General features: G+C 67.9%; 18 protein-coding genes. 13 read left to right on the forward strand and 5 right to left on the reverse strand.

Annotation, left to right across the window (positions count from 1 at the left end):
- Positions 1-10: 10 nt before the first annotated feature.
- From HNQ73_RS05760 to HNQ73_RS05775, 4 genes are read left to right on the forward strand one after another with little or no spacing between them, the layout of a single operon-like run.
- Positions 11-1,111 carry a M48 family metallopeptidase gene (locus tag HNQ73_RS05760; RefSeq protein ID WP_244649936.1) on the forward strand — a complete coding sequence of 367 codons (1,101 nt, stop codon included), beginning with the start codon at positions 11-13 and terminating at the stop codon, positions 1,109-1,111.
- A gap of 57 nt (positions 1,112-1,168) precedes the next feature.
- On the forward strand, positions 1,169-1,627 hold the full coding sequence (locus tag HNQ73_RS05765) for a MerR family transcriptional regulator (protein WP_244649911.1): 459 nt from the start codon (positions 1,169-1,171) through the stop codon (positions 1,625-1,627).
- Positions 1,628-1,683: 56 nt separating this feature from the next.
- The gene (locus tag HNQ73_RS05770) at positions 1,684-1,935 is read left to right on the forward strand and encodes a hypothetical protein (RefSeq protein ID WP_183333141.1); all 252 of its coding nucleotides are present in this window, start codon (positions 1,684-1,686) and stop codon (positions 1,933-1,935) included.
- Positions 1,932-2,360, forward strand: a complete 429-nt coding sequence (locus HNQ73_RS05775; RefSeq protein ID WP_183333143.1) for a potassium channel family protein — start codon at positions 1,932-1,934, stop codon at positions 2,358-2,360. Before HNQ73_RS05770 ends, HNQ73_RS05775 begins: the two co-directional genes overlap by 4 nt.
- Positions 2,361-2,390: 30 nt before the next feature.
- On the opposite strand, the gene HNQ73_RS05780 is transcribed toward HNQ73_RS05775, so the two are convergent.
- Complete coding sequence (locus HNQ73_RS05780; RefSeq protein ID WP_183333145.1) at positions 2,391-3,566, reverse strand: M20 aminoacylase family protein; 1,176 nt, start codon at positions 3,564-3,566, stop codon at positions 2,391-2,393.
- Between the two features lie 281 nt (positions 3,567-3,847).
- Between HNQ73_RS05780 and HNQ73_RS05785 the strand changes: the two genes are divergently transcribed.
- From HNQ73_RS05785 to HNQ73_RS05805, 5 genes are all read left to right on the forward strand, one after another.
- Positions 3,848-5,443 (forward strand): ABC transporter substrate-binding protein, encoded by a 1,596-nt coding sequence (locus HNQ73_RS05785; RefSeq protein WP_183333147.1) that lies wholly within the window; start codon positions 3,848-3,850, stop codon positions 5,441-5,443.
- Between the two features lie 191 nt (positions 5,444-5,634).
- Entirely contained in the window at positions 5,635-6,615 is a 981-nt protein-coding gene (locus HNQ73_RS05790) for an ABC transporter permease (RefSeq protein ID WP_183333149.1), read from the forward strand.
- An 8-nt stretch (positions 6,616-6,623) separates the two neighbouring features.
- The gene (locus HNQ73_RS05795) at positions 6,624-7,595 is read left to right on the forward strand and encodes an ABC transporter permease (RefSeq protein WP_373284865.1); all 972 of its coding nucleotides are present in this window, start codon (positions 6,624-6,626) and stop codon (positions 7,593-7,595) included.
- Positions 7,592-8,578, forward strand: a complete 987-nt coding sequence (locus HNQ73_RS05800) for an ABC transporter ATP-binding protein (RefSeq protein ID WP_183333151.1) — start codon at positions 7,592-7,594, stop codon at positions 8,576-8,578. Before HNQ73_RS05795 ends, HNQ73_RS05800 begins: the two co-directional genes overlap by 4 nt.
- The gene (locus HNQ73_RS05805; RefSeq protein WP_183333152.1) at positions 8,575-9,570 is read left to right on the forward strand and encodes an ABC transporter ATP-binding protein; all 996 of its coding nucleotides are present in this window, start codon (positions 8,575-8,577) and stop codon (positions 9,568-9,570) included. The genes HNQ73_RS05800 and HNQ73_RS05805 overlap by 4 nt, the downstream gene beginning before the upstream one ends.
- A gap of 12 nt (positions 9,571-9,582) precedes the next feature.
- On the opposite strand, the gene HNQ73_RS05810 is transcribed toward HNQ73_RS05805, so the two are convergent.
- The 4 genes from HNQ73_RS05810 to HNQ73_RS05825 form a co-directional block, all read right to left on the reverse strand.
- Entirely contained in the window at positions 9,583-10,800 is a 1,218-nt protein-coding gene (locus HNQ73_RS05810) for a peptide ABC transporter permease (protein ID WP_183333154.1), read from the reverse strand.
- A gap of 136 nt (positions 10,801-10,936) precedes the next feature.
- Entirely contained in the window at positions 10,937-11,839 is a 903-nt protein-coding gene (gene mmsB / locus HNQ73_RS05815) for a 3-hydroxyisobutyrate dehydrogenase (RefSeq protein ID WP_183333156.1), read from the reverse strand.
- A gap of 39 nt (positions 11,840-11,878) precedes the next feature.
- Positions 11,879-13,033, reverse strand: a complete 1,155-nt coding sequence (locus HNQ73_RS05820; protein ID WP_183333158.1) for an isobutyryl-CoA dehydrogenase — start codon at positions 13,031-13,033, stop codon at positions 11,879-11,881.
- A gap of 52 nt (positions 13,034-13,085) precedes the next feature.
- Positions 13,086-14,582, reverse strand: coding sequence for a CoA-acylating methylmalonate-semialdehyde dehydrogenase (locus HNQ73_RS05825; protein WP_183333160.1), 1,497 nt, complete (start codon positions 14,580-14,582; stop codon positions 13,086-13,088).
- Positions 14,583-14,839: 257 nt separating this feature from the next.
- On the opposite strand from HNQ73_RS05825, the gene HNQ73_RS05830 reads away from it, so the two are divergent.
- The 4 genes from HNQ73_RS05830 (at position 14,840) to HNQ73_RS05845 (ending at position 18,932) form a co-directional block, all read left to right on the forward strand.
- On the forward strand, positions 14,840-15,763 hold the full coding sequence (locus HNQ73_RS05830; protein WP_183333162.1) for a LysR family transcriptional regulator: 924 nt from the start codon (positions 14,840-14,842) through the stop codon (positions 15,761-15,763).
- 134 nt (positions 15,764-15,897) lie between these two features.
- Positions 15,898-16,887, forward strand: coding sequence for a sialic acid TRAP transporter substrate-binding protein SiaP (locus tag HNQ73_RS05835; RefSeq protein WP_183333353.1), 990 nt, complete (start codon positions 15,898-15,900; stop codon positions 16,885-16,887).
- Between the two features lie 89 nt (positions 16,888-16,976).
- Positions 16,977-17,537 (forward strand): TRAP transporter small permease, encoded by a 561-nt coding sequence (locus HNQ73_RS05840; RefSeq protein ID WP_183333163.1) that lies wholly within the window; start codon positions 16,977-16,979, stop codon positions 17,535-17,537.
- Positions 17,538-17,591: 54 nt separating this feature from the next.
- The gene (locus HNQ73_RS05845) at positions 17,592-18,932 is read left to right on the forward strand and encodes a TRAP transporter large permease (RefSeq protein WP_183333166.1); all 1,341 of its coding nucleotides are present in this window, start codon (positions 17,592-17,594) and stop codon (positions 18,930-18,932) included.
- Positions 18,933-18,963: the final 31 nt, after the last annotated feature.

Raw genomic sequence — 18,963 nt, forward strand, 5'->3', positions numbered from 1 at the left:
CGGGGCCATGCTGCCCGCCTTCGGCCTCTACAGCCACATCCGCAACAACCGTATCCGCTCGGGGCTGCTGCTCGCCGGGCTGTTCCTGCTCGTCTACGTGCTGACCTATGCTGCGGCGCTCGTCGTCGAGGCGATGGCCTACGAGGACACGCTCGATGGCTACCTGCGCGGGGCGTTCGGCGGCTTCCTCGTCGCCTTCCCCTGGGTCACGCTCGGCACAGCGGTGTGGCTATTCATCGGCTGGAAGTTCCACCAGGGCATGATCGCGCTCGTGACCGGCTCTCACGCCGTGACGCGCGAGGAGGAGCCCAAGCTCTACAACCTGCTGGAGAACCTGTGCATCTCGCGCGGCCTGCCCATGCCGCGCCTGAGCATCATGGAGACCGACGCCCTCAACGCCTTCGCCACCGGGCTCAACGAGAAGCAGTATGCCATCACGGTGACACGCGGGCTCAAGGAGGCGCTGAGCGATGCCGAGATGGAGGCCGTGCTTGCGCACGAGCTCACGCACATCCGCAACGGTGACGTGCGCCTGATGGTGATCGCCGTCATTATCGCCGGTGTCGTCTCCTTCTTCGGCGAGCTGCTGTTCCGGGGCCTGACGCGGATGTCGTGGGGTTCCCCGCCCGGCGGATCGACGCGGCCGTCCTCTTCCTCGACGTCCTCCTCGTCGGGCGATCGCAAGGGTGGCGGCGGGGCGGCCGCCATCGCCATCCTCATCGCGGTCGCCCTCATTGTCCTGTCCTGGATCCTGTCCATCGTCATCCGCTTCGCGCTGTCGCGCTCGCGCGAGTATCTCGCCGATGCCGGGGCGGTGGAGCTCACCAAGAACCCGGACGCGATGATCGGCGCGCTCCTCAAGATTTCCGGACGCGGGGAGCTGGCAGGCGTCCCCTCCGGCATCATGGAGATGTGCGTCGACAATCCGCGCTCGGGCTTCTCCGATCTCTTCGCGACGCACCCGTCCATTGACGACCGCATCGATGCCCTCGTGCGCTACGCCGGCGGCCGCCGGCCCGAGCAGGTCGAGACCGTGCCGCACATCGCCCGGCGCGGCGACGCCGACCCCTCCTCGTCCGGCGCCGCGCCGCCACACGGCCCGTGGGGCTGAGCTTGCACCGGAAGCGCCCCGCCCATATCTGCAGGTTCTACGGATATGGAGACTGCCATGCGCCCGGCGACGCACACCCCCGCGGACGATCTCTCCATCGGGGCCCTGTCGCGGGCGACGGGCGTGAACGTCGAGACCATCCGCTACTACGAGAAGATCGGCCTGCTGCCGGAGCCGCCGCGCACGGAGGGCGGCCAGCGGCGCTATGACGGTGCGGCCGTGCGGCGTCTGCGCTTCATCCGCCATGCCCGCGACCTCGGCTTTTCCGTCGACGCGATCCGCGATCTTCTCGCCATGGCGGCGGATCCGGCGGCCTCCTGCTCCGGCGCCGACGCCATCGCCCGCGCGCATCTCAAGGATATCGAGCGGCGCATCGCCCAGCTCGAGGCGCTGCGCGACGAGATCGCCCGCATGCTCGACCACTGCGGCAACGGCACCATCGCCGAATGCCGCGTCATCGAGGTCCTGGCCGATCACGGCCAGTGCCTGCACGAGGACCATCGCGCGCCGGCCTGAGGGCCTCACATCCCACCAGAATCAAGGCCGTCACGGCGCGGACGGTATCGGGCGCCGTGGTGCCCGTGACCGTCATCCGGCGCGAGAAGAATGTCGTTGTCAGCGCGGCCCGGGAGGCGGTTGTCGTCACGGCGGTCTTCGACGGCGGCTTCTGGGCCAGGGGCCCGTTCGCAACCCTGTCCTTCATGGTGCCGCACGTCAAGCAGGCGCTCGGGGAGCATCGCCCCTTCCGGCGTTCCGTCCGGCCCGCTATAGCGGATCCGCCCGCCCGACGGGGGCGGGGGATCCGCGGGGAAGAAGCGGCATGATGGCGAATATCGCGGTCGGCCTGACAGTCAGCATGATCAACGTCGGCCTGCATGCCCTCGTCTCAGTGGCGCTCGTCCACTGGCTCGACAGGCTGGGACTCGGACACCGCCGCCATGGGCGGGTCACGCTCGCCGTCGTCATGGGGGCCATCGGCGGCGTGCTGACGCTGACGCACATGGCCGAGGTGGCGCTGTGGGCGCTGGTCTACGTCGTCATCGACGCCGCGCCTGCGAGTGGCAGTGACTTCTACTTCGCCTTCGTCAACTACACCACGCTCGGCTACGGCGACCTCCTGCCCGACGAGAAGTGGCGCCTGCTCGGCCCGATGGCGGCGGCCAACGGCGTGCTTCTCTTCGGCTGGTCGACGGCGCTCATCTTCGCCGTGCTGCAGCGCGCGGCCCGCAGGCTCGGGCTGGAGGACTGACGGGGCGCGGGAAGCCGCGCCCCCATAGCTTCAGCGCGCGGGCATCGCCGTCTCGACGAGCGTCGCCCAGTAGCCGACGCCGACGGGAATGGCGTCATCGTTGAAGTCGTAGGCCGGGTGATGGAGGCCGGCGGAATCGCCATTGCCCATGAAGATGAAAGCGCCGGGGCGTGCCTCCAGCATGAAGGAGAAGTCCTCGGCCCCCATGGTCGGCGGCACGTTCAGGTCCACGGTGCCTGACGCGCCCGCGGCCAGCTTGGCCGCAATGCTCGCGGCGAACTCCGTCTGCGCCTCGTGGTTGCGGGTGACGGGGTAGCCGCGCTCATACTCGATTGTCGCCGTGGCGCCGAAGGCGCGCGCGACGGTGGTGGCGATCTCCTTGAGGCGCGTCTCGCACAGGTCGCGCAGCTCGGGCGTCAGCGTGCGGACCGTGCCCAGCAGTTCCGCCGTCTGCGGAATGACGTTGAAGGCTTCGCCCGCCTTGAAGGACGTGACGGAGACGACGGCCGATTCCAGCGGGTCGGCGTTGCGCGAGACGATGGACTGCAAGGCCGTGACGATGTGAGTCGCGACGAGCAGGGTGTCGATCGTCTCGTTGGGTTTGGCGGCATGGCCGCCCCTGCCTTCCACATGGATGCGGAACCTGTCTGCGGCCGCCATCACGGGGCCGGGACGCAGCGCGAAGGAGCCGACGGGCAGCCCCGGCATGTTGTGCATGCCGTAGACCTCCTGCACGCCGAAGCGGTCCATCACCCCGTCATCGATCATGGCCTTGGCGCCGCCGCCACCTTCCTCGGCCGGTTGGAAGAGGAGCACGACCGTGCCGTCGAAGTCGCGCGTCTCGGCGAGATAGCGCGCCGCGCCGAGCAGCATGGCGGTGTGGCCGTCGTGGCCGCAGGCGTGCATCTTGCCCGGCACCTTGGAGCGGTAGGGCAGGTTCGTCTCTTCCTCGATGGGCAGGGCATCCATGTCGGCGCGCAGGGCGATGACCTTGCCCGAGCCGGTGCTGCGCCCGCGGATGACGCCGACGACACCCGTGCGGCCGATGCCGGTCACGACCTCGTCACAGCCGAAGGAGGTCAGCTTCTCGGCGACGATGCCGGCAGTGCGATGCACGTCGTAGAGCAGCTCCGGGTTGCTGTGGAAGTCGCGGCGCCAGGCGGTGATCTCCTCCTTGAGCGCGGCGATGCGGTCAGTGTTCGGCATGGAAGAACGGCCCCTCGTGGATTGTTCGCGCCCGGACGGGTGCGCTTTGGCCAGCAAAACGAAGCTGCCCGGTGAGGTCAACCACGCTGCGCGCATGGCCACAGAAGGCGGTCTTTCGCGCGCGCATGCGCCGCCCGGGCGAAGCGGAATGGCCACTAGACCGCTGCCGCAGACACTGTCTATTGTTCGCATCGGAGCCGACCGAAACGGCCGGCGGCGCGTCCGCCACCCATTTCGAGCCAATACCCGCACCAAGACGGGCCGTTCCAGAGAGGATCACCATGCTGAAATTCGTCAGGGGGGTTGCAGTTGCATCCTTCGCCGGCTTGCTGCTGGCGGGCACGCCGCTGCAGGCCAAGACGCTGCGTTTCGCCTTCCAGGGCGACTACAAGTCGCTTGACCCCTACACGCTCAACGAGACCTTCACCCTCGGCATGCACGCCGCAGTCTATGAGGGCCTCACCAAGCGCGATCCTGAGCTCAAGATCATTCCGGGCCTCGCGGAACGCTGGGAGGTGCTGGACGGCGGCAAGCGCTGGCGCTTCTACCTGCGCAAGGGTGTGAAATTCCACAACGGCAACGACTTCAACGCCGATGACGTGCTGTTCTCGGCTGACCGCGTGCGCGCTGACGGGTCCGACCTGAAGACCCGTGTCCCGGCCGAGGCGAAGTTCGTCAAGGTGGACGACTACACGGTCGACGTGGAGCTGCCCGCTCCCAACCCGATCCTGCATTACGAGTGGGATACGTGGTACATCATGGACAAGGAGTGGTCGGAGGAGCACGGCGCCGCCAAGCCGACGCCCGCGGCCGCGACGACGCCGAGCTACGCCGCCCTCAACGCCAACGGCACCGGCCCCTTCATCGTGGAGAGCCACCAGCCCGGCGTGAAGACCGTCTGGAAGCCCAATCCCAACTGGTGGGATACGCCCAAGCACAACCTGACCGAGGCCATCTTCACGCCGATCGCGTCCGACGCCACGCGCGTCGCGGCCCTCCTGTCCGGCGAGGTGGACTGGATTGACCCCGTCCCGCTGCAGGACGTCGACCGCGTCAACGCGAGCCCCAATGCCCGCGTCCTTCAGGGGCCGGAGCTGCGCACCATCTTCCTCGGCTTCGACCAGTACCGCGACGAGCTGCTCTACTCCAACGTGAAGGGCAAGAACCCCTTCAAGGACAAGCGCGTGCGCCAGGCCGTCTACCAGGCCATCGACATCGAGGCCATCCGGGACAAGGTGATGCGCGGGGCCGCGACCCCCAGCGCGCTGATGATCTCCCCGCTGCTGTTCGACCTTGCGGGTGACTTCAAGCGTCCGCCCTTCGACCCCGAAGGGGCCAAGAAGCTCCTCGCCGAGGCCGGCTATCCCGACGGCTTCGAGGTCGGCATGGACTGCCCCAACGATCGCTACGTCAATGACGAGCGCATCTGCCAGGCGGTCGTCGGCATGCTGGCGCGCATCGGCATCAAGGTGAACCTCAACGCCCAGCCCAAGGCCAAGTATTTCGCCAAGGTGCTCGCCGCCGGCGGCTACGACACGTCCTTCTACCTGCTGGGCTGGACGCCGGGCTCCTTCGATTCTTACAACATCCTGGCCAACATGTACGGCTGCCGCGACGAGAAGGGGAACGGCGGCAACAACAACCTCGGCAACTACTGCAATCCGAAGATGGAGGAGCTGATGAAGCAGGTCCTCGTCGAAACGGATACGGCCAAGCGCAACGAGCTCATCAAGCAGGCCTACATCCTGGGCCAGGAGGAGGACTGGGGCTACGTGCCGCTGCACCAGCAGGCGCTCGCCTGGGGCGTCGCCAAGAACACCCACGTGGTGCAGCGCGCCGACAACCAGTTTCTCTTCTACTGGGTGACGAAGGATTGAGTTGACTGCGAGGGCCAGGCGCCAGCCGCGGCCCTCTCTTGTGGCGAACCGCTCTTTCCCGCGAGGGATGCCGTGCCCGGCAGGACCGGGCACGGAAGAGGGCGGACTGTCTGGCCGGCCATCGCCGGCGCCGGAGCGGTGCCCTGCATCGGCGGGTGCAGGCCGCCGTCGCCCAACACAAAGAGCCTTTCATGCTTGCCTTCATCATCCGCCGCCTCGTCCAGTCCATCGGCGTCCTGCTGGCGGTGGCCTTCATCGCCTTCGCGATGTTCCGTTTCGTTGGCGATCCGGTGAACCAGATCGTCAGTATCGAGGCCTCCCCCGAGGAGCGGGCGCAGATTCGCGAAAGCCTCGGCCTCAACGACCCTTTCGTGGTGCAGTTCGCACGCTATGTCGGGCGGGCGGCGCAGCTCGACTTCGGCATCTCCTACCAGTTCCGCCAGCCGGTGACGAAGCTGCTCGGGGAGCGCATGCCGGCGACGCTCGAGCTTGCCTTCGTTTCTGCCGTCTTCGCGCTCGTCGTCGGCATTCCCATGGGCGTCTACACGGCGCTCAGGCGTGACAGCTGGCTCGCCAAACTGTTCCAGGCAGTATCGCTCGTCGGCGTCAGCCTGCCGACCTTTCTCATCGGCATCCTGCTCATCTACGTCTTCGCCGTCACACTCGGCTGGCTGCCGTCCTTCGGCCGCGGCGAGGTGGTGCGGATCGGCGACTGGTGGACGACGGGCTTCCTCACCGCATCGGGCCTGCGGGCGCTCATCCTGCCGTCGATCACCCTCGGCATGTTCCAGATGACGCTGATCATGCGGCTGGTGCGGGCCGAGATGCTCGAGGTGCTGCGCACCGACTACATCAAGTTCGCCCGCGCCCGCGGGCTGACGCGCCGGGCCATCAACTTCGGCCATGCGCTCAAGAACACCCTGGTGCCCGTCATCACCATTACCGGCCTGCAGCTTGGCTCCATTATCGCCTTCGCCATCATCACCGAGACGGTGTTCCAGTGGCCGGGCATGGGCGTGCTGTTCCTGCAGGCGGTGCAGAACGTCGACATTCCCATCATGGCCGCCTACCTGCTGCTGATCGCCTTCCTCTTCGTCGTCATCAACCTTGCCGTTGACCTTCTCTACGCGGTCGTCGATCCGCGCCTCAAGGTCTCGGTCCGCGCCGCGTGAGGAACGAGATGTCCGACGCCATGCAGGACAGGACGGAACCGCCCGCGCAGGCGGAGGCGGCACCTGCGCCCGGCTGGTTCGCGCGCATGATGGATCACGATCTCATGGCGAGCTTCCTCGCCTCGCGTGTTACGGTGCTTGCCGCCGTCGTCACGCTCGTGCTCGTGGTTCTTGCGCTGTTCGCGCCGCTGATCGCGCCCTACAATCCCTTCGACCCGGCGGAGGTCTTCCTCATCGATTCCCTCACCCCGCCGCGCTGGCAAGCAGGGGGCGATCCACGCTTCCTCCTCGGCACGGACGACCAGGGGCGCGACCTCTTCTCCGCCATCCTCTACGGGCTGCGCGTGTCGCTCATCATCGGCGTGCTCGGCGTGATGATGGCGGCCGCCATCGGCATCACGCTCGGTCTCGTCGCCGGCTACGTCGGCGGGCGGGTCGATGCGGTGATCATGCGCATCGCCGACGTGCAACTCACCTTCCCCGCCATCCTCATCGCGCTCCTGGTGGACGGAGTGGTGCATGCGCTGCTCAAGGGGGCGAGCCGGGAGGACACGGCGTTCGGCGTGCTCGTCGTCTCTATCGGCCTGTCGTTCTGGGTGCAGTACGCGCGCACCGTCCGCGGCTCGACGCTCGTGGAGAAGCACAAGGACTACATCCAGGCGGCGCGGCTCGTGGGCCTGTCACCCGTCGTCATCATGGCGCGGCACGTGCTGCCCAACGTCATCGGGCCGGTGCTTGTCATCCTCACCATCAACCTGGGCCTTGCCGTCATCACCGAGGCGACCCTCTCCTTCCTCGGGGTGGGCCTGCCGCCGACGCAGCCCTCGCTCGGCACCCTCATCCGCATCGGCAACGACTATCTCTTCTCCGGAGAATGGTGGATCGTCGCCTTCCCCGGCCTGACGCTCGCGGCCCTGGTCCTCGCCGTCAACCTGCTCGGCGACTGGCTGCGCGATGCCCTGAATCCGAAGCTCAGATGACCCAGCCTGTCCTTTCCGTCCGCGACCTCAAGGTCGAGTTCGTCACCCGCCGCGGCGTGCTCAAGGCCATCGACGGCGTCTCCTTCGACATCGCGCCGGGCGAGGTGCTCGGCGTCGTCGGCGAGTCGGGCGCCGGCAAGTCCGTCACCGGCTCGGCCGTCATCGGGCTCATCGAGCCGCCGGGCCGCATCGCCGGGGGCGAGATCCGCCTGAAGGGCGAGCGGATCGACAACCTGCCGCCCGAAGCGATGCGCCGCATCCGCGGCAAGCGCATCGGCATGATCTTTCAGGACCCGCTGACGAGCCTCAATCCGCTCTACACGGTGGGCGAGCAGCTCGTGGAAACCATCAGGACGCACCTGCCCCTGTCCGCCGGGCAGGCCCGCAGGCGCGCCATCGACCTCCTCGCCGAGGTGGGCATCCCGGCGCCCGAGCGGCGCATCGACGGCTATCCGCACGAATTCTCCGGCGGCATGCGCCAGCGCGTCGTGATCGCGCTCGCCCTGTGTGCCGAGCCGGAACTCGTCATCGCCGACGAGCCGACGACGGCGCTCGACGTTTCCGTGCAGGCGCAAATCATCACCCTCATCAAGCGCCTTTGCGCCGAGCGCGGCACCGCCGTGATGCTCGTCACCCACGATATGGGCGTCATTGCCGAGACAGCCGACCGGGTGGCGGTGATGTACTCGGGCCGGATCGCCGAGATCGGCCCGGTGCGGGACGTGGTCAAGCGGCCGCTGCACCCCTATGCGGTGGGCCTGATGGGGGCCATTCCCTCTCTCGAGGGGCAAGCCGACCGGCTGGTGCAGATCCGGGGCTCCATGCCGCGCCTCTCGGCCATTCCGCCAGGCTGCGCCTTCCACCCGCGCTGCGAGCGGGCTTTTGCCCGCTGCTCGGTCGACCGGCCGTCTCCCCTCGACCGCGACGGGCGCAAGGTCGCCTGCCATCTCTATGACGAGGCGCAAGCGGAGGCAGCGTCATGAGCGAGCTCCCCTTCGTCGAGGTGCGCCGCCTGAGGCGCGTCTTCGATGTGTCCAAGCCCTGGCTCAACCGCATGCTGGAGCGGGAGCAGAAGCAGTACCTGACGGCGGTGGACGACGTGAGCTTCACCATCCGCCGCGGCGAGACCTTCGCCCTCGTCGGTGAATCGGGCTCGGGCAAGTCCACCGTGGCGCGCATGGTCGTGGGCCTCCTGCCGCCGTCGGCCGGTGAGGTCGTCATTGACGGGGTGCCGATCAACGACCCCGCCCGGGCGGCGGAGGTGCGGGCCCTGCGCCGGCGTATCCAGATGATTTTCCAGGACCCCTACGCCAGTCTCAACCCGCGCTGGCGGGTGGAACGCATCATCGCCGAGCCGATCCGGGCCTTCCATCTCAGCGCCAGCGCCCGCGAGGTGCGCGAGCGGGTGGGCGAGCTTCTGACGCTCGTCGGCCTGCACCCGGCGGACGGCGCCAAGTTCCCGCACGAGTTCTCCGGCGGACAGCGCCAGCGCATCGCCATCGCCCGGGCCCTCGCCTCGCAGGCGGAGTTCATCGTCTGCGACGAGCCGACCTCGGCCCTCGACGTGTCGGTGCAGGCGCAGATCCTCAACCTGATGCGCGACCTGCAGGACCGCTTCGGCCTGACCTATCTCTTCATCAGCCACAATCTGGCGGTGGTGCGCCACATGGCGAGCCGCATCGGCGTCATGTACCTTGGCCGCATCGTCGAGATCGGCGGCGGGCGGGAGCTGTTCGTCAAACCGCAGCATCCCTACACACGCATGCTGCTCAACGCCGTGCCCGACATCGCCATGACGGGCCGGCTGCGCGAGGCGGTGCAGGGCGAGATCCCGAACCCCATCAATCCGCCGTCGGGCTGCACCTTCCACCCGCGCTGCCCCTTCGTCTTCGATCGCTGCCGGCGCGAGGTGCCCCCGCTCGAGGCGGGCGTCGCCTGCCACGCGGTTGCCGAGGGGCGCATCGCCGCAGCGTGAAGGCGCGTCCCTTCAGGACGCGCCGAGGCGGCCGAAGAGCCGGACCTTGGGCCGCGTCGTGCGGAACTGGCCGCGTTCGATGGCGAGGAAGGCGATGACGGCGATGCCGAGCAGCGTCAGCCACCAGGCCTGGGAGGTCGCCACGCCCGAGACTGCGACGACGAAGGCCACCGCAAAGGTGGCGATGGCCGCCGGGACGAGCGAGGCGGTCATGCCGCCGGCGGCCCGGATGGCGAAATAGAGCAGCACCGTCAGTGTCGTCGCACCGACGATGCCAAGGTCGTACCAGATCTCGAAGGGCAGGGAGAGCGGAGCCTCGCGCGGCACCACGCCGACGAGGCGGCCGCGCAGGCCGGCATCGAGCCCGTGGCCGGTGATGAGGCGCAACGGGTCGTTGCGCACGATCTCCGCCCAGGTGCGGATGGACTGCACGGCCGGGCTCGACGTGCCCGCCAGCGCCTTCGCCAGCGGCCGAAGCAGAAAGGGCAGGACGGGCGCGGCAAGGATCACGGCCGTGACGGCCGCGCGCAGCACGTCCCGGCCGACGAGCGGTCGCCACGAGGTCAGGGCGAACATCGCAGCGCCGATCGCCAGCGCCAACAGCGGCACGAGGCTGCCACCTGCGATGACAGCGAGCGCGGCCGCTGCAGCGAGCGCCAGCGCGACGAGCCCGTGCCCGCGCGAGACGAGCCAGCCGATCGCCGGCCACACGAGGACGGACAGCGTGATGAGGCCGCGCTCGAGGCTGGCGAGGTCGACCGCGTCGCGTCCAAGAAAGCCGAGGGCGACGAGAAGGGCGAAGATGGCGGCGGCGGCGGCGCCAATGCCGGTGAGATAGAGGTTGGAGGCGCGCATGCGCTCCGGCAGCGCGGCGATGCCGGCGAAGGCCATGGCGGCGGCGCCGAGGGCGTTAAACAGCTTCTCGAAGGCGGTGTCGGCCTGCGGTGCCCAGGCGATCGAAAGCGTCGCCCAGCCGAGGAGCACCAGCGCCGCAAGACCCGCCGGCGACAGGAAGGTCCGTCGCAGGCTGCGGTTGAAGCCGCCGTTGGCGCCGTCCATCAGCGCCGCGAGGACCATAAGGACGATGCCGATGGGTACGAGAACCACAGCTGCGCGACGAGCCACCAGCGCAGCCACGGGCACGGCGACGAGAAGGGTCGCAAAGCCGATGCGGCGCAGCAGGATGGCAGCGTCGAGCGCCGGATCGAGAGCGGGTGAGGGCGAACGCATGGGCCTACGCTTTACCGACCGGCGGGCAGCACCATGCCGCCCGCTATCCCGGCCACGCTAGCGTGACTGTCGCCGCGGCGCTGTAGGGCGGATGCAACACTTTTCCCCGCGATGCGCCAGGATGGCGGGGCGAGGCCTATGCTTTCGTCGACGAAACGCCGGCGAGGCCACGCAGGAAGTGGATGATGCCCGAAAAATCCTCCCCGCCGTGGCCGGCGCCGGCATAGAGCGCATAGAGCTGGGCAGCTGCCGCGCCGAGGGGTGTCGCCGCTCCGCTCGCCAGGGCGGCATCCTGCGACAGCCTGAGATCCTTCAGCATCAGCTCGGCCGAGAAGCCGGGCTTGTAGCCGTTGTTGGCCGGGGAGGTCGGCACCGGCCCCGGCACCGGGCAGTAGGTGGTCAGCGACCAGCACTGGCCGGAGGAGGTGGAGGCGACGTCGAACAGCGCCTGGTGCGACAGGCCGAGCTTCTCGGCGAGGGCGAAAGCCTCGCACACCCCGATCATCGAGATGCCGAGGATCATGTTGTTGCAGATCTTGGCTGCCTGGCCGTTGCCCGCCGGGCCGCAGTGCACGATGCGCTTGCCCATGGCCTCGAGAATGGGCTTCGCCCGCGCGAAGGCACCGTCCGTGCCGCCGGCCATGAAGGTCAGCGTGGCGGCCTGTGCCCCGCCAACGCCGCCCGAGACCGGGGCATCGACGGCGTCCATCCCCGCCTCGTGCGCCATGGCGTGGGCGCGCCGGGCGCTCTCGACGTCGATGGTGGAGGAATCGATGAAAAGCGTGCCGGCCCTGGCTGCCGGCAGGATCTCCTTCCACACGGCGACGACGTGCTTGCCCGCTGGCAGCATGGTGATGACCACCTCGCTCGCCGCGACGGCCTCTGCCGCGCTCGCCGCAATGGCGACGCCGTTTGCAGCGGCGGCCTCGCGCGAGGCCGCGACGATGTCGTAGCCATGGACGCGGTGGCCGGCCTTGACGAGATTGGCGGCCATCGGCCCGCCCATGTGTCCGAGGCCGATGAAGGCGATGGTGGTCATGGTCTCCTCCCCCCGCCCGCCTTTCCGGTGGGCTTGTCGTCAGTTGCCGCTGCTGCGCCCGACGAGGCTTCTCGCCACGATGAGGCGCATGATCTCGTTGGTGCCTTCCAGGATCTGGTGGACCCGCAGGTCGCGCACGATCTTCTCGATGCCGTAGTCGGCGAGGTAGCCGTAGCCGCCGTGCAGCTGCAGCGCCTGGTTGGCGATCTCGAAGCCGCGGTCGGTGGCGACGCGCTTGGCCATGGCGCAGAGCCGCGTTGCCTCCGGATCCTGCGCGTCGAGCGCCGCCGCCGCGCGCCACAGGAAGGTGCGGGCCGCCTCCAGCTCGGTCGCCATGTCGGCGAGGGTGAACTGCAGCGCCTGGAAGTCGGTGAGGGCGCGGCCGAAGGCCTTGCGCTCGCGCATGTAGGCGAGGCTCCTGTCGAGCGCCGCCTGTGCCCCGCCGAGGGAGCACGCGCCGATGTTGAGCCGCCCGCCGTCGAGTCCGGCCATGGCGATCTTGAAGCCGATGCCCTCGGCGCCGAGGCGATTGTCGGCCGGCACGCGGCAGTTCTCGAAGATGACCTGGCGCGTGGGCTGGGCGTTCCAGCCCATCTTCTTCTCGTTGGCACCGAAGGAGAGGCCGGGCGTATCCTTCTCCACGACGAAGGTGGAGATGCCGCCCGCGCCGGCATCGCCCGTACGTGCCATGACGACGTAGATGTCCGAGGTGCCGGCCCCGGAGATGAACTGCTTGACGCCGTCGAGCACGTAGTGGTTTCCGTCGCGCACGGCCCGCGTCTTGAGCGCCGCGGCGTCAGAGCCGGCGCCCGGCTCCGTCAGGCAGTAGCTGGCCAGATGCTCCATGGCGGCCAGCTTCGGCACGAAGCGCTGGCGCTGCGCCTCGTCGCCGAAGCGGTCGATCATCCACGTCGCCATGTTGTGGATGGAGATGTAGGCCGCGACGGACGGGCAGCCGGTGGCCAGCGCCTCGAAGATGAGCGCCGCATCGAGCCGCGTCATGCCGGAGCCGCCGACATCCTCGCGCACGTAGATGCCGCCCATGCCGAGCCCGCCGGCCTGGCGGATGACGTCGACGGGAAAGTGCTTCTCCTCGTCCCAGCGCACCGCATGGGGCGCAAGCTCGCGGGCGGCGAAGTCGCGCGCCATGTCGCGGATGGCGATCTGGTCGTCGTTGAGCGTGAACTGGGTCATGACCGTTGCTCTGGGCGCCAGTCGGTGAGGCGGCGGGCCGGCGGCCGCCGCATCAGTTCATCGTCGGGATGACGAATTCCGCCCCTTCCTTCACGCCGGAGGGCCAGCGCGAAGTCACGGTCTTCGTCTTGGTGTAGAAGCGGATCGAATCCGGCCCGTGCTGGTTCAGGTCGCCGAAGCCGGAGCGCTTCCAGCCGCCGAAGGTGTAGTAGGCGATCGGCACCGGGATAGGCACGTTGATGCCCACCATGCCGACATTGACCTTGGCGGCAAAGTCGCGCGCCGCATCGCCGTCGCGGGTGAAGATGGCGACGCCGTTGCCGTACTGGTGCTCCGACGGCAGCCTCAGCGCCTCCTCGTAGTTGTGGGCGCGCACGATGGAGAGCACCGGGCCGAAGATCTCCTCCTTGTAGATGCGCATGCCGGGCGTCACGTGGTCGAAGAGGCAGCCGCCCATGTAGAAGCCGTTCTCATAGCCCTGCAGCGTGAAGTTGCGGCCATCGACGAGGAGTTTCGCCCCTTCCTGGATGCCCAGCTCGACATAGGCCTTCACCTTCTCGAGATGGGCCTTCGTGACGAGCGGGCCATAGTCGGCGGTGGTGTCGGTAGAGGGGCCGATCTTGAGGCTCTCGACGCGGGGGACGAGCTTTTCCACGAGCCGCTCGGCGGTCACCTGGCCGACGGGAACGGCGACGGAGATCGCCATGCAGCGCTCGCCGGCCGAGCCGTAGCCGGCGCCGATGAGGGCGTCGACCGCCTGGTCCAGGTCAGCGTCGGGCATGATGATCATGTGGTTCTTGGCGCCGCCGAAGCACTGCACCCGTTTGCCGTTGGAGGAGCCGCGCGAATAGATGTACTCGGCGATTGAGGACGAGCCGACGAAGCCGACCGCCATGATGTCCGGATCGTCCAGGATGGCGTCGACCGCCTCCTTGTCGCCGTTGACGACGTTGAGGATGCCCTCCGGCAGCCCGGCCTCGATCATCAGCTCGGCGAGGCGCATGGGCACGCTCGGGTCGCGCTCCGAGGGCTTCAGGATGAAGGCATTGCCGCAGGCGATGGCCGGCGCGAACTTCCACATCGGGATCATGGCCGGGAAGTTGAAGGGCGTGATGCCGGCCACCACGCCGAGCGGCTGGCGCATCGAGTAGACATCGATACCGGGGCCGGCGCCCTCGGTGTATTCACCCTTCATCAGGTGCGGCACGCCGCAGGCGAATTCGACCACCTCCAGCCCGCGCTGGATGTCGCCCCTGGCGTCGGGAATGGTCTTGCCGTGCTCGCGCGCAAGAAGCTCGGCGAGGCTGTCGAAGTCGCGCTGGACGAGCTCGAGAAACTTCATGAGCACGCGTGCGCGGCGCTGCGGGTTGGTGGCTCCCCAGGCGGGCTGGGCCGCCTTGGCGTTCTCGACGGCGGCTCTCACCTCGGCCGCCGAGGCAAGAGCCACCTTCGCCCCCACCTCGCCCGTCATGGGAATGAAGACGTCCGCGAAACGTCCCGATTGTCCCTCGACCTCGCGCCCCCCGATGAAGTGTCCGATCGTGCGCATCTTGCGTTCTCCGATGCTCTGCCGGTTCTGTTCTGGTGTGCCGAGCCTGGCGCTGCGCCCTGGCAACGGCGAGCACAATTCCGTCGCATCCGCCGGCGCCGGTCGTGTCTTCGATTGTGGGAGCGAAATCGGCCAAAGCCAACGCGCGCCGACGCCGTTCCGTCAGTCCCTTCACACTACCATTGTCATTCGCGCACGACTATAGGACATTTCAAATCTGGTACGTGCAAAGATACCAAAACGGGAGGCGGCAGGGCATGAATCGCTTCGACTGGGACGACCTTCGCTTCTTCCTCGCCGTGGCGCGGGCGGGCCGGCTCACGGTGGCGGCGCGACGGCTCGGGGCCGACCACGCGACGGTCTCCCGCCGCATCACGGCGCTGGAGGATGCGCTGAAGGCCAAGCTTTTCGAGCGCCGGCCGCAGGGATATGCCCTCACCGAGCACGGCGAGCGCCTCCTGACCAAGGCAGAGACCATCGAGAGCGAGGCGCTCGCGGCGCAGAGCGAGATCGGCGGGGCGGACCTCGCCCTGTCCGGCACCGTGCGCATCGGCGCGCCGGACGGGTTCGGCGCCTTCTTTCTCGCCCCGCGCATCGGCCAGCTTGCCGAGCGCTACCCGGAGCTCGAGATCCAGCTCGTGGCCATGCCGCGGCTTCTTTCGCTCTCCAAGCGCGAGGCGGACATCGCCATCTCGCTCAGCCCGCCGAAGGAGGGCAAGATCGTGGCCCGCAAGCTGGCGGACTACCGCCTCGGCCTCTATGCGGCGCCGGCCTATCTTGCCGGCCGCCCGCCCATCACGACGCCGCAGGATCTCTTCGACCACCAGCTCATCGGCTATATCGACGACCTCATCTTCACGCCCGAGCTCGACTATCTCGACGACATCGCCAAGGGTCTGAGGCCGCGCCTGCAGAGCTCGAACCTCATTGCGCAGATGAATGCGACGATCGCCGGCGCCGGGGTGTGCGTGCTGCCCGACTTCATGGCCGCGCGTGATCCGCGTCTCGTCCCCGTGCTGCGGCGCGACGTGGAGCTGGTGCGTTCCTTCTGGCTGATCGTGCATGCCGACCTGCGCGATGTTGCCCGCGTGCGGGCCACGGTCGACTTCCTGGTGCGCGAAACCAAGGCGTCGCGGGCGATTCTGATGCCGCAGGACGAGGTCGAAGCGGGTGTGGCCTGACTGCTCGAGGGCGCAATACGGCCTTACGGCGCGCTTGCATTTTCCGGTGCCACGGATTTAAACGATTCAGAGAGCGGAAAAATCGCTCTGTTGAAGCTGGCGAAGACCGGCGAACGCTTCTGGAGGAAACAATGATGGATCTGACCCGCCGCGCCGCGCTTGGCGCGCTCGCTCTTGCCGCATCCTTCGGTCTTGCCGGGCCCGCCGCTGCTCAGACGACCCTGAAGTGGGCGCACGTCTACGAAGCGAACGAGCCCTATCACACGTGGGCCCTGTGGGCCGCCGAAGAGTTCAAGAAGCGCACCAACGGCAAGTACACCATCGAGGTGTACCCGGCCTCCACGCTGGGCAAGGAGTCGGACATCAACGAGGGCCTGTCTCTCGGCACGGTGGACATCATCCTCACGGGCCAGCTGTTCGCCGGCCGGGCCTACGGGCCGCTCGCCATCGGCGGCGCGCCCTACATGTTCCGCGACTTCGCGCACTGGCAGGCCTTCCGCAACTCCGACCTCTTCAAGGAGCTGGGCGAGGGCTACAAGAAGCGCACAGGCCACGACGTCGTCGCCCTCACCTATTACGGCGAGCGCCATGTCACGGCGAACAAGGACATCACCAAGCCGGAGGACATGAAGGGCCTCAAGATCCGTGTGCCGGACGCGCCGCTCTACACAATGTTCCCGCGCGCCGTGGGCGCCAACCCGACGCCCATCGCCTTCGCCGAGGTCTATCTCGCCCTGTCCCAGGGCGTGGCCGACGCGCAGGAGAACCCGCTTCCGACCATCCAGGCCAAGAAGTTCTACGAGGTCCAGAAGAATATCATCCTCACTGGCCACATCACCGACGCCCTGCTCACCATCGTCTCGGGCAGCACGGCGCAACGCCTGACCGACGAGGAACGCCAGACCTTGTACAGCCTCCTCAAGGAGGCCGCCGACAAGTGCACCGACGACATCGTCAAGGCCGAGAAGGAGCTGGTGAGCTGGTTCCGGCAGCAGGGCAAGAACGTGGTCGAGGTCGACCGCGCGCCCTTCCGCGAGGCTACCGTCAAGCTGCACAACGGGCCCGACGCCACCTGGGACAAGGATATCTACGACAGGCTCCAGGCCATCGGCGCCTCCAACTGACACGTTCCGCCGGGACGCCCCGCAGCGCCCCGGCTCCGTGACGCCCGGCAGCCGCCGGGCCTGGTGAACGCCTAATGCGGGGGTAGCGCATGTCGCACAACGGCCAGCACGACACGGTCGATACCGAGGCCATGTTCGAGGAGTGGCGCGAGCAGGAGAGCCGCGTCCCCCTCGATGATCTTCGCCCGCAGGATGCCATCGTCTTCATCGTCTACTGGGCGCTCTTCGCGATCGTGCTCCTGCAGTTCTGGACGCGCTACGTCCTCAACGACTCCTACGGCTGGACCGAGGAAATCTCACGCTATCTGCTCATCGCCGTCGCCTTCATCGGCTCCGTGACGGCCATGCGCAAGGGCACGCACATCGCAGTCGAGGCCGTGATCACTCTGGCGCCGAGGGCCGTGCGGCACTGGACGCTCGTGGTCATCGACGGGCTCGTGACGCTCTTCTGCGGCGCCATGGCCTGGTACGGCTATCTCCTGGGCGCCCGCGCGCCGGGCTACATGGTCTCCGTCGATATCCCGAAATCCATCGTCTACTGGATGGTGTCGGCCGCGCTTGCGGGCATGACCGTCCATGCCGCGATCCGCTTCGTCCAGCGCCTGCGCGGCAAGCTTGGCGACGAGACCACCGGCGCCGTTCTCGATTGACGTATCACCCCTTCATCGTCCGGCCGTGACCCCCGCAAGAGGAGGCCCGCGCGTATGCTGCTCACACTGATGTTCGTCGCGCTCTTCGCCATGATCATCCTCGGCGTGCCCATCGCCGTGGCGCTGGCGGGCTCCTCGCTGCTCTACATCGTCCTGTCCGGGATCGCGCCCGAGATCACGGTGATCCACCGCATGGTCAACGGTGTCGATTCCTTTCCGCTGCTCGCCGTGCCGTTCTTCATCATGGCGGGCAACCTCATGAACTCGGCGGGCATCACGAAGCAGATCTTTGATTTCGCGACGGCGGCGGTCGGCTGGCTCAAGGGCGGCCTCGGCCACGTCAACGTGGCGGGCTCGGTCATCTTCGCCGGCATGTCGGGCACGGCTGTCGCCGACGCCGGCGGCCTCGGGACCATCGAGATCAAGGCGATGCGCGACCACGGCTACGACACCAAGCTCGCCGTGGGCATCACCGCCGCCTCGTCGACCATCGGGCCCATCATCCCTCCGTCGCTGCCGCTCGTCATCTACGGTGTCGTGGCCAATGCCTCGATCAACGCACTGTTCGTGGCCGGCATCCTGCCGGGCCTGCTCATGGCGCTGTTCCTGTCGGCCACCGTCGCGATCTACGCCCACCGCAACAAGATCGGCGCCGACGCCCGCTTTTCCGTCAAGCGTCTGGGCGTGACCTTCATTGACGCCTTCCTGCCGCTGCTGACGCCGGCCATCATCATCGGCGGCATGAGCTTCGGCATCTTCACGCCGACGGAGGCGGCGGTCTTCGCCTGCGCCTATGCCCTTCTCCTGTCCACTGTCGTTCACATGGCATTGAACGGCGTCATGCGGATGCTCGGCCGGCCACCGAAATACTCGGTCCTGTCCATGCGCCAGTTCATCCGCGTGACGATGGACACCATCGAGACGACGGCGGTCGTGCTCTTCATCGTCGCGGGCGCCTCGATCTTCGGCTGGGTGCTGACGACGACGCGCGCCACCGAGGCGCTGGGCGCCTGGATTCTCGCCGTGGCCCAGGATCCGGTGACCTTCCTCATCCTGGTCAACGTCTTCCTGCTGATCGTCGGCTGCTTCATGGAGACGATCGCGGCCATCACCATCCTGACGCCCGTGCTGCTTCCGGTCGCTCTCACCCTCGGGATCGACCCGGTGCACTTCGGCATCATCATAGTGCTCAACCTGATGATCGGCCTGCTGACGCCGCCGGTCGGCATGGTGCTCTACGTGCTCTCGCGCGTCGCGAGCATCTCCTTCGAGGATTGCGTCAAGGCCGTCGCACCGTTCCTCATTCCGCTCCTGCTCGTGCTCATCCTGATCACTTTCGTCCCCGCGACGACATTGTGGCTGCCTGAGCTCTTGAAGGCGTATGGCTATCTGTGATCCAACTCCCCTGAGGAATGATGGGAGAACA

Source organism: Chelatococcus composti (genome assembly GCF_014201415.1).
GTDB lineage: Bacteria > Pseudomonadota > Alphaproteobacteria > Rhizobiales > Beijerinckiaceae > Chelatococcus_A > Chelatococcus_A composti.

Coding starts and splice junctions, on each gene's coding strand:
- HNQ73_RS05775 (WP_183333143.1), top strand. CDS start 1,932: ATGATGGCGAATATCGCGGTCGGCCTGACAGTCAGCATGATCAACGTC.
- HNQ73_RS05795 (WP_373284865.1), top strand. CDS start 6,624: ATGTCCGACGCCATGCAGGACAGGACGGAACCGCCCGCGCAGGCGGAG.
- HNQ73_RS05820 (WP_183333158.1), bottom strand. CDS start 13,033: ATGACCCAGTTCACGCTCAACGACGACCAGATCGCCATCCGCGACATG.
- mmsB (WP_183333156.1), bottom strand. CDS start 11,839: ATGACCACCATCGCCTTCATCGGCCTCGGACACATGGGCGGGCCGATG.
- HNQ73_RS05830 (WP_183333162.1), top strand. CDS start 14,840: ATGAATCGCTTCGACTGGGACGACCTTCGCTTCTTCCTCGCCGTGGCG.
- HNQ73_RS05840 (WP_183333163.1), top strand. CDS start 16,977: ATGTCGCACAACGGCCAGCACGACACGGTCGATACCGAGGCCATGTTC.
- HNQ73_RS05790 (WP_183333149.1), top strand. CDS start 5,635: ATGCTTGCCTTCATCATCCGCCGCCTCGTCCAGTCCATCGGCGTCCTG.
- HNQ73_RS05805 (WP_183333152.1), top strand. CDS start 8,575: ATGAGCGAGCTCCCCTTCGTCGAGGTGCGCCGCCTGAGGCGCGTCTTC.
- HNQ73_RS05765 (WP_244649911.1), top strand. CDS start 1,169: ATGCGCCCGGCGACGCACACCCCCGCGGACGATCTCTCCATCGGGGCC.
- HNQ73_RS05810 (WP_183333154.1), bottom strand. CDS start 10,800: ATGCGTTCGCCCTCACCCGCTCTCGATCCGGCGCTCGACGCTGCCATC.
- HNQ73_RS05835 (WP_183333353.1), top strand. CDS start 15,898: ATGGATCTGACCCGCCGCGCCGCGCTTGGCGCGCTCGCTCTTGCCGCA.
- HNQ73_RS05780 (WP_183333145.1), bottom strand. CDS start 3,566: ATGCCGAACACTGACCGCATCGCCGCGCTCAAGGAGGAGATCACCGCC.
- HNQ73_RS05800 (WP_183333151.1), top strand. CDS start 7,592: ATGACCCAGCCTGTCCTTTCCGTCCGCGACCTCAAGGTCGAGTTCGTC.
- HNQ73_RS05825 (WP_183333160.1), bottom strand. CDS start 14,582: ATGCGCACGATCGGACACTTCATCGGGGGGCGCGAGGTCGAGGGACAA.
- HNQ73_RS05785 (WP_183333147.1), top strand. CDS start 3,848: ATGCTGAAATTCGTCAGGGGGGTTGCAGTTGCATCCTTCGCCGGCTTG.
- HNQ73_RS05845 (WP_183333166.1), top strand. CDS start 17,592: ATGCTGCTCACACTGATGTTCGTCGCGCTCTTCGCCATGATCATCCTC.